Genomic DNA, 9,108 nt, shown 5'->3' on the forward strand with positions numbered 1-9,108 from the left:
AGTTGATCGACATTTCCGGCGATGAAATGAAAATCGTGCACGACGGCCCGGCTTTCGCCGAACCGCACGATCTCGACATCGTGCACAAGTCGAAAATCAACCCGATCAGCATCTACAAACGCGACGATCCGATGTTCGCGGACGCGCGAGCATGGGCGGCCAAGGACGGCGTGAAACTGGAGACAGCGGCGGACGTCATCCGTGACGGAAACAAAGTGCGTGTCTATATGCACTCCAACGCGCCCAAATACAGCCTCGAAAAATTCGAGGTGAACGAAGGCGACGAAGTCACCGTTTTCCTCACCAATATGGACGACATCGAAAACTTGACTCACGGCTTCACTTTGGTGCGCTACGGCATCGCCATGGAGATCAGCCCGCAGGCGACGGCGTCAGTCACGTTCAAGGCGGACCGGCCCGGCGTGCATTGGTGGTACTGTCAGTGGTTCTGCCACGCCCTGCACATGGAAATGGCCGGGCGCATGCTGGTCCATCCGAAGCAGGGCTGACCATGAGCCGCTCGCGCCTTCCGCTGAAAGCGGCGCTGTTCGCCGCTGCCGTCCTGGCGACGGCGGAGGCGCGGGGGACAGTCATTCCCGTGGGCGAAGGAGAGAGCGTCATCGAGGCGCTCTCTCGCGCGGCGCCCGGCGACACGCTGCATCTGGCGAAGGGAAACTTCAAGGGCGGGCTGGTCATCGACAAACCCGGATTGACGATCGAAGGAGAGGCTGGCGCGACGCTCGATGGCGATGAAACGGGCAACGTCATTACCATTGACGCTCCGGATGTGACCATTCGCGGCCTGACCATTCGACGATCCGGCCTTTCGCTGATCGGCAAGAACTCCGGCATCTTCGTCGATCGCACGGGCGACCGCGCGCGGATCGAAGACAATCATCTCGTCGATAATCTGATCACGATCTATCTGGACGGGCCGCATGACGCGATCGTCCGCCACAATCAGATCTATGGCTTGCAGCGGTTGCGCAGAACCGAACGCGGGCCGGCGGTTTCGCTGTGGAACACGCCCGGCTCCGCTATCGTCGACAACGACATACGCTATGGCCGGGACGGCGTGTTTTCGGTGACAAGCAACCACAACCTCATCCGAGGCAACAGCTTCCACGACCTGCGTTTCGCGGTGCATTTCATGTACACCAACGACAGCGAGGTCGCCCAGAATGTGTCGGTCGGCAACGAAGTCGGCTACGCCATGATGTATTCCGACCGCCTCGTGGTGCGCGACAACCTGTCCGACCACGACCGCGATCACAGCTTGCTGTTCAATTACGCCAATATGTCGCGCATCGAGAACAATGTCGCGCGGGCAAGCGACAAATGCGTCTTCATCTACAATGCGAGCAAGAACGTCCTGTCGGGGAACTGGTTCGAGAACTGCGCTATCGGGGTGCATTTCACGGCGGGGTCGGAGCGCAATGAGATCACCGACAACGCCTTCGTCAATAATCGGCGACAGGTGATGTATGTCGGCACGCGGCTGCTCGACTGGTCGTCGCATGGGCGCGGCAATTTTTACAGCGATAATCCAGCCTTCGATCTCGACGGCGACGGCATCGCCGATACGGCCTATCGGCCCAACGATCTCGTCGATCAGGTGATCTGGCGCGCGCCCGCCGCCAAGATCCTGCTCAACAGCCCCGCGCTCCAGGTCGTGCGCTGGGCGCAGGCGCAGTTTCCCGCGATTCATCCCGGCGGCGTGATCGACAGCGCGCCGCTCATGAAACCGCCGCACCCGTCGGCGCTGGACCGCATGATTCCATGAAACGCATTTCGCCCGACCAGACGATGAACCAGATCACGATCGAGATGCGCGGCGTCAGCCGCCGTTATGGCTCGCAGACGGCCGTTGACAGCGTCGATCTTATCCTGTGCGCCGGCGAATGCGTCGGCCTCGTCGGCCATAATGGCGCCGGGAAAAGCACCATGATCAAGATGATGCTTGGCCTCGTGACGCCGGACAGCGGCATGGTCCGCGTGCTGGGCGAAGACCCCTCAGCCGGCCCGGCGGTGGCGGCGCGCCGGGCGCTCGGCTATCTGCCCGAGAATGTGGCGCTGCATCCGTCGCTGACCGGCGCCGAAACGCTCGCCTTTTACGCCCGTCTAAAGGGCCAGCCGGTCTCGAAAAACGCGCGCCTGCTGGAGCGCGTCGGCATCGAAAACGCGGCGCATCGCCGCGTCGGAACCTATTCCAAGGGCATGCGGCAACGCCTTGGCCTCGCCCAGGCCCTGCTCGGCAATCCGCGCGCCATGCTGCTGGACGAACCGACCTCCGGGCTCGATCCGGCGCTGCGGCAGAGCTTTTACGAAATCATCCGCGAATTGCGTCGGGATGGCGCGGCCATCCTGCTGTCCTCGCATGCTCTGACGGAGCTTGAGGGCCAGGTCGACCGCGTCGCGGTGATGAATCGCGGGCGCAAGGTCGCGGACGGCGGCGTCTCCGACCTGCGCAAACTGGCGGCGTTGCCGCTGCGCATCCGGTTCCTGCCGGACGGCGCGGGGCCCAGCGATCCCCCATCCTGGTCGCAGGTCGCGGGCGGACGGCTGGAGCGCATCTGCGCCGAAGACGAGGTCGCGGCGATCCTGCGCGGCCTGCCCGAATCCGCGCGCGACATCGAGATCCTGCGCCCCAGCCTCGACGATCTCTATGCGGCATTCCAGAAGGGCGCGGCGTGAAACAGATCCTGATCATCATCGGCAAGGAATGGCGCGACGGCCTGCGCAACCGCTGGCTCGTCGCGACGACCGTGCTGCTCGCCGCGCTGGCGCTCACCCTCGCCTTTCTCGGCTCGGCGCCGACCGGCGCCGTCAAGGTCAGCGCGCTCTCCGTGACCATCGTCAGCCTCTCCAGCCTGACGATCTTCCTGATTCCGCTGATGGCGCTGCTTCTGTCCTATGACGCCATCGTCGGCGAAATCGATCGCGGCACGATGGCGCTGCTGCTCACCTATCCAGTCGCGCGCTGGCAGGTCGTGCTCGGCAAGTTCATCGGCCATCTCGCCATCCTGTTGTTCGCAACCGTGATCGGCTATGGCGTCGCAGGCTTCGCCGTTGAATGGGCGCAGGGCGCGGAAAGCGGCGCCTGGGCCGCTTTCGCCTTCATGATCGCGACCTCGGCCCTGCTCGGCGCCGTGTTCATCGCGATAGGCTATCTGATCAGCACATTGGTGGGCGATCGTGGCACGGCGGGCGGCATCGCCATCGGCGTCTGGCTGTTCTTCGTGCTGATCTACGACATGGCGCTGCTCGGCGGGCTGGTGGCGGATCAGGGCCGCAACGTGACCGCGCAGGGCTTGAACGCGCTGCTGCTGTTCAATCCTGCCGACGTCTATCGCCTGCTCAATCTGACCGCGATGAATGATGTCGGCGTCTTCGCCGGCGTCGCCGGGCTCAGCGCCCATGCCGGGCTCGCGCCGGCCACGCTGATCGGCGCGCTGCTGGCCTGGATCGTCGCGCCGCTCGCCGCCGCCATTCTTTTGTTCGCGCGGAGGCAGGTATGAAACGCGCCGCTCTGGTTTTCGCGCTGCTTTCGGCTTTGTCGCTCGCGTCATGCAAGAACGATCAGGACGCGGCTTTGCCCTCGCCGCGCGAGGTCACGGATTCCTCGACGGCGCAGTTCTGCGGCATGTCCCTGAGCGAGCACCCTGGCCCGAAAGCCCAGATCTTCATTCGCGGTCTGCCGGACCCCTATTGGTTCGCCAGCGTCCGCGACGCCTTCGCCTTTCTGTTCCTGCCGGAATCGCCCAAGGCGGTCGTCGCGGTTTATGTCAACGACATGGCGAAAGCGAAGAATTGGGATCATCCCGAGGCGGGAAGCTGGATCGACGCTCACCGCGCTTTGTTCGTCATCGGCAGCCGCCGCCACGGCGGCATGAACGCCGACGAGGCCATTCCCTTCGGCGACGAGGCCGCCGCGAAAGACTTCGTAAATGCCGAAGGCGGCCGGATCGTGCCGTTCTCGGACATGCCGCAGGATTATGTCCTCGAGGCGAAAACGGGAGATCAATGATGCGCCCATCTCGTCGTCGTTTCATCGCCATCGCCGCCGCCGCCGGCGGCCTTCCGCTGCTCCCGATCTCCGCCGTCCGGGCCGGCGCCGCCGAGAACCCGCGGCTGCGCGTCTGGTCCGGCGCCGCGCTCGGGGCGGACGCCACCATGCAGATCCACCATCCCGACCCCGCGGCGGCGGACCGCCTGATCGCGGCGAGCCTTGCCGAAGTCGAGCGGCTGGAGCGCCAACTCAGCCTGTATCGGCCCGATAGCGCGCTCTGCCGCCTCAACCGCGACGGCGCGGTCGAAGACCCGCCCTTCGATCTGGTGCGCATCCTGTCCGAAAGCCATCGCCTGAACGCACTCACCGGCGGCGCCTTCGACGTGACCGTGCAGCCGCTGTGGACCCTCTATGCGGATCACTTTTCACAACCCGGCGCGTCGCCGTCGGGCCCATCCGCGGACGCCCTCGCGGCGGCCGTCGCACGCATCGGGCAGGACGCGTTGGACGTGGGCGAAAGCCGGATTCGCCTGACCCGGCCGAACATGAGCGTCACCTTGAACGGCATCGGCGAGGGCTATGTTACGGACCGCGTGGTTGACCTGCTTCGGGCGGGCGGCGTCGAGCATGCCATGGTCAATATGGGCGAAATTTACGCGCTTGGTTCACATCCGGGTGGTGATCCGTGGTCGATCGGTCTCGAAGACCCCCGCGCGTCGGAACGCATGACCGAGCGCGTCGCGCTCCAGGACCGCGCCATCGCGACCTCGGCCGGCTGCGGCACGACCTTCGACCCCGGCGGAAAATTCAATCATCTGTTCGAGCCGCGCACCGGCCACACCAGTTGGCGCTGGCTGTCGGCTTCCGTCGAGGCGGCGACAGCAACGGAGGCGGACGCGTTTTCGACGGCGTTCAGCGTCATGCCGGAGGACGCGACCGCGGAAGTCGTGCGCAGGCGCGGTCTCGTCGCCCATTTCATGCGTCAGGACGGATCGCGCTTCGTCCAGCGGGCGTAACCCCGGCGGGCGCGAAACGTAAAGCTTGTTGGAGACGAAAATGAGCGGGACAGGACAGGTCAACGTTCGCATGCGTGGGCCTGGCGACCTGCTGGTTATCGCCGAGGCGCTGGAACGGGAGGCGGCGAGCCGCTATCGAGACTTGTCTCAGCGCATGACGCGGCAAGGCGACCTCGAAATGGCCGCGCTGTTTGAATCGCTCGCCCGGATGGAGGACGCCCATGCGGGCCAGATCGCCGCGCGCCGCCGGCCTCCGCAAGACAGCGAAACGCGCGCGCGCGTCGCGTGGGAAAAACCGCCCGGCCACGACGAAGCCGAAGCCCGCGGCGCGACGCTCAGCCGCTATCAGGCGCTGGCCTTTGCAGTGCGCAACGAGGAGCGCGCCTTCGCTTTCTACGCCTATGTTTCAGCCGAGGCGGAGAGCGCCGAGATCCGCGCGCTGGCGGAAGATCTGGCGCATGACGAACTGGAGCACGCGTCCTTGCTGCGGCAATATCGCCGCCGCGCCTTCCACGAGCATCGCCCCGCCGCGCTTGAAATCCCCGAGAGTCTCGCGCAATTGGAGGCGCTGGCGAAACGCCTCGACGCCGAAGCTTCGGCCGCGCATCGCGCGCTGGCGGAGAGCCTGTGGGCACGCGGCGAGAACGACGACGCCTCGCGTTTCGAACGTCTCGCCGACGAGGAGGCTCAAGGCGCGGGCGAAATCGCCGCCGCCGCGCAACCCCTGAAAAACGCCGCCGACGGCCTGCGGCTGCTCGAACAGGGCTTCGACCATTTCGCGCTCATCGCCGAACGATCCGGTGACGAAGCGCTCGTCGCCGAAGCCCAGCGCCTTGCGAGCAGGATGGTCGCGCGCCTCGCCTCGACCGGCGGCGCCCGCGACAACAGCCTGCTCCCCAGCCAAGCGTCGAAACGACAGGCCTAAGCGCCCGCCGCCATCGCGGCGATCGGCTTTCATTTATGCGCGAAGGCGTCGCGCAGCGAGCCGCGCATCGTATCGATCAATTCATGATCGTGGCGCGCCGCGTAAACGAGATAGATCGAATGGGAAAATTCCGGCGCGTCCGGCGTGCGCCGGAGGCGCCCGGTCGCCAGATGCGCGTCGACGCTGCCGAGACGGAAATAGCCGGCGCCGCCGACCGCCATCAGATAGGAGCGCGCCAGAGGGCCGAAATTGATGGAGATCGCCGGATTGGCGGGCGTGGCCGCGGCCGCGCGCAAATTGACCGAAAAGGCGGGCCCCCAATCGACGAAGATGAAATCATCCGGCTCCACCGCGCAATCGTCCGCCGTCGTGACGAGAACCAGTTTTTCCTCGCACAGCAATTCGACGACCAGATCCGGCTGTTGCGACGGATTATGCAAAACGGCGATGTCCAGCGAGCGGTCACGAATCTTGTCCAGCAAACGAATGGCGGAATCGACTTCCGCGCGCACGGCGATATCGGGGCGATGGCGACGCATCCACACCAGCCAGTTCGTCATCGACGGGTCCCAAAGGCTGAGCTCCGCCCCGACGGCGACGCCTTCCGCCCGACCCGAAGGCAGACTGATCTGCTGCCGCGCCGTTTCCCACGTCTGCACCAGGATCGTCGCGTGCCGGAGAAAGCGCTCCCCCGCCGCGGTGAGCCGCGCCCCGCTCTTGTTGCGCGAAAAAAGCGGACGCCCCAACTGCTCCTCGAGAGCGCGAATCCGCGCGCCCACCGCCGTCTGGGTGATGTTCAGCTTGTCAGCGGCCGCGACGAAGCTGCCCGTGGCGACGATCGTCAGAAACGTCCGCGCCATGACGACATCCATGACCAAACGCCTCCCGAAGCTTTCCGTCGGACGCCCGCCGGGGCGTCCTTCCGTTGATCGTTCACGCCTGACGCAGACCGTCAGGCGATCGATCTTTCTATAAACGCGCTATGCGCCGCTTGTTTGCTCATGCGCAAATAAATTGATCTTAACGCGTGAGACGGTCAATCCGTCGTTCAAAACGACCGCGAGATAATTCGCTTTATCCATCTGTTTTCACTGGATTCTTATCAAGGCTGACGAATTGGAGCCGCATCCGACGGACTTTTGGCGGCGCAATCATTTTGCGGTCTTGGCGCGATATTATTCATTTGCCTTGGCTGGCGCCTTGCGTCGAAAAGTCCCCCATGAACGGTCCGCAAACGGCTGCGTTCGAAAAGGACTTAACCCCATGCCAATTCATCCCACCCGCCACGTCAGCGAAAAGCCCGTCGCCAGCGCGGATGCGCCGCCTTGCCCGGCGCGTGGCCGTGACCTTCGCCGGATCGCGTCGCGCCGTCGCTGGGCCGGCATATCGATCGTCGCCGTCGCGACTTTATTGGCGCTGCTCCTACAGGGCGTCAGCGCGCGCACAGCCCTGATGCTGGGCGGATCGCTCCTGACCTTCGCGCTCGCCACGGAACGGCTGGACCAGACGGAATCCTGACGCGGCGCGGGCAAAATCCGCCCACATCGCTCTCCCGAAAACACCCCGCTTGAAGGCGCCCAGATGGCTCACGTCGTCACGGATAACTGCATCAAATGCAAATATATGGATTGCGTCGAGGTGTGCCCGGTGGATTGCTTTTATCAGGGCGAAACCATGCTGGTCATCCATCCCGACGAATGCATCGATTGCGGCGTGTGCGTTCCCGAATGTCCCGCCCAGGCCATCTTTCCCGATTCCGATGAAGCGGCGACGCCGTTCTGGCTTGAGTTGAACCGGACATTCGCCGAGCGCTGGCCGAACATCCTGCAAAAAGGCCAATCGCCGGCGGACGCGAAAGATTGGGACGGCGTCGCCGACAAATACGCGCGACAGTTCAGCCCGGCGCCCGGAACCGATTGAAGGCGCAACCGGTTTGAAATTCCAAAAGCAGCGGGAATGACAGCCAGCGCGCCGGTCCCGATTTGCGAAAGAAGGAGAGCAAAATGACCGAACCGCTCTATCCCGCTCCATCCCGCGAACTCTCCGCCAAGCGGCGGGCGCTCGCGCCCGAGACCGAACGGGCGTTCCAGGCTTTCAGCCGGCAGGTTTTCGCGGACAGCGCCCTGTCCGGCAAGTTCAAGCAATTGATCGCGGTCGCCGTCGCTCATGTCACGCAATGCCCCTATTGCATCGCCGGCCACACCAAGGCGGCGATGCGGCAGGGCGCCAGCGCCGAGGAACTGATGGAGGCGATCTGGGTCGCCTCGGAAATGCGCGCCGGCGCGGCATTCGCCCACGCCGCCCTCGCTCTCACCGCAATGGAAGAAGAACAGCGGCCGCGCGCGGAGTGATGCGCAATGGCCGCTTCGCGCGATCGCGGTGACGATTTCGGCTCGCACATGACTATTCGATTGAAACGCGCCTATCTTCCGCCCGCGCCCGACGACGGACGCCGAATCCTGATCGACCGGCTCTGGCCGCGCGGCCTCGCCAAAGCGGATGCGGCTTTGGACCTGTGGCTGAAAGACGCGGCGCCAAGCGCGGACCTGCGCCGCTGGTTCGACCATGATCCGAAAAAATGGGCGGAGTTTCGCCGCCGCTATGACGCCGAACTCGCGGGACGGACCGACGTCCTGCGCCAACTGCACGAACTGGCGCGCAAGGGCGTGATCACGCTCGTCTATGCGGCGCGCGACACGGAGCACAATCACGCGCTCGTCCTTCGCGACGCGCTGCTTCGCACGGCCAACGCCCAACGCGAAACGTGACGTGTGGAAACGTCCAGTCGAACGCGCGCTCGCCTGTAAGAAATTCGTAAATCCGTCCTCCGCCGCCGCGCGGCCTAACCAAAGTCAAAAGCGTTTTTTGCATGGCTCCTATTCTTCGAGCGGCCATGGGAAATGGCCGAAGCGCTCCAAGAAAATAAGGGGAAATGCAATGAACTGGATCGAGCCCGCCTATTGCGACGTTCGCCTCGGCTTTGAAGTGACGGCCTACGTTTTCGTTCGCTGAACGGAGTTGGAGAGACCCTCGGTCTCTCCACTTTTGCGAGGGCCGCATGAACGCCGAACATCCCCTGAATCTTGATGACGCGGTCGAGCTCAATCCGACGCATCATTTCCGCTGGGAAGAGCCTCAGCGCGCTCACGTTCTGCTCT

General features: G+C 64.4%; 12 protein-coding genes and 1 pseudogene. 12 read left to right on the forward strand and 1 reads right to left on the reverse strand.

Annotation, left to right across the window (positions count from 1 at the left end):
• The 7 genes and pseudogenes from ACE3S9_RS10065 to ACE3S9_RS10095 form a co-directional block, all read left to right on the forward strand.
• Positions 1 to 509, forward strand: a pseudogene (locus tag ACE3S9_RS10065) (TAT-dependent nitrous-oxide reductase); the annotation flags it as partial.
• A 2-nt stretch (positions 510 to 511) separates the two neighbouring features.
• On the forward strand, positions 512 to 1,783 hold the full coding sequence (locus tag ACE3S9_RS10070; RefSeq protein ID WP_374546324.1) for a nitrous oxide reductase family maturation protein NosD: 1,272 nt from the start codon (positions 512 to 514) through the stop codon (positions 1,781 to 1,783).
• A complete protein-coding gene (locus ACE3S9_RS10075; protein WP_374546325.1) occupies positions 1,780 to 2,694 on the forward strand; it encodes an ABC transporter ATP-binding protein in 915 nt (304 codons plus the stop codon). The genes ACE3S9_RS10070 and ACE3S9_RS10075 overlap by 4 nt, the downstream gene beginning before the upstream one ends.
• On the forward strand, positions 2,691 to 3,518 hold the full coding sequence (locus ACE3S9_RS10080) for an ABC transporter permease (RefSeq protein WP_374546326.1): 828 nt from the start codon (positions 2,691 to 2,693) through the stop codon (positions 3,516 to 3,518). Before ACE3S9_RS10075 ends, ACE3S9_RS10080 begins: the two co-directional genes overlap by 4 nt.
• Positions 3,515 to 4,027 carry a nitrous oxide reductase accessory protein NosL gene (locus tag ACE3S9_RS10085; protein WP_374546327.1) on the forward strand — a complete coding sequence of 171 codons (513 nt, stop codon included), beginning with the start codon at positions 3,515 to 3,517 and terminating at the stop codon, positions 4,025 to 4,027. Before ACE3S9_RS10080 ends, ACE3S9_RS10085 begins: the two co-directional genes overlap by 4 nt.
• Positions 4,027 to 5,025: an FAD:protein FMN transferase gene (locus ACE3S9_RS10090; RefSeq protein ID WP_374546329.1), complete on the forward strand. Its 999-nt coding sequence runs from the start codon at positions 4,027 to 4,029 to the stop codon at positions 5,023 to 5,025. Before ACE3S9_RS10085 ends, ACE3S9_RS10090 begins: the two co-directional genes overlap by 1 nt.
• Before the next feature lie 40 nt (positions 5,026 to 5,065).
• The gene (locus tag ACE3S9_RS10095) at positions 5,066 to 5,950 is read left to right on the forward strand and encodes a hypothetical protein (RefSeq protein WP_374546330.1); all 885 of its coding nucleotides are present in this window, start codon (positions 5,066 to 5,068) and stop codon (positions 5,948 to 5,950) included.
• Between the two features lie 29 nt (positions 5,951 to 5,979).
• Here the strand turns inward: ACE3S9_RS10095 and ACE3S9_RS10100 are convergent, their stop codons facing one another.
• Complete coding sequence (locus tag ACE3S9_RS10100; protein WP_374546331.1) at positions 5,980 to 6,810, reverse strand: LysR family transcriptional regulator; 831 nt, start codon at positions 6,808 to 6,810, stop codon at positions 5,980 to 5,982.
• A 403-nt stretch (positions 6,811 to 7,213) separates the two neighbouring features.
• On the opposite strand from ACE3S9_RS10100, the gene ACE3S9_RS10105 reads away from it, so the two are divergent.
• From ACE3S9_RS10105 to pqqA, 5 genes are all read left to right on the forward strand, one after another.
• Complete coding sequence (locus ACE3S9_RS10105; protein ID WP_374546332.1) at positions 7,214 to 7,468, forward strand: hypothetical protein; 255 nt, start codon at positions 7,214 to 7,216, stop codon at positions 7,466 to 7,468.
• A gap of 63 nt (positions 7,469 to 7,531) precedes the next feature.
• Positions 7,532 to 7,870: a ferredoxin FdxA gene (fdxA, locus tag ACE3S9_RS10110; RefSeq protein WP_374546333.1), complete on the forward strand. Its 339-nt coding sequence runs from the start codon at positions 7,532 to 7,534 to the stop codon at positions 7,868 to 7,870.
• Positions 7,871 to 7,953: 83 nt separating this feature from the next.
• A complete protein-coding gene (locus ACE3S9_RS10115) occupies positions 7,954 to 8,301 on the forward strand; it encodes a carboxymuconolactone decarboxylase family protein (protein WP_374546334.1) in 348 nt (115 codons plus the stop codon).
• Between the two features lie 48 nt (positions 8,302 to 8,349).
• Positions 8,350 to 8,718 carry a DUF488 domain-containing protein gene (locus ACE3S9_RS10120; RefSeq protein WP_374546335.1) on the forward strand — a complete coding sequence of 123 codons (369 nt, stop codon included), beginning with the start codon at positions 8,350 to 8,352 and terminating at the stop codon, positions 8,716 to 8,718.
• Between the two features lie 169 nt (positions 8,719 to 8,887).
• Complete coding sequence (gene pqqA / locus ACE3S9_RS10125; RefSeq protein WP_298421461.1) at positions 8,888 to 8,962, forward strand: pyrroloquinoline quinone precursor peptide PqqA; 75 nt, start codon at positions 8,888 to 8,890, stop codon at positions 8,960 to 8,962.
• The last annotated feature ends 146 nt before the right edge of the window (positions 8,963 to 9,108 follow it).

It is taken from the genome of Rhodoblastus sp. (genome assembly GCF_041915505.1).
Taxonomy (GTDB): domain Bacteria; phylum Pseudomonadota; class Alphaproteobacteria; order Rhizobiales; family Beijerinckiaceae; genus Rhodoblastus.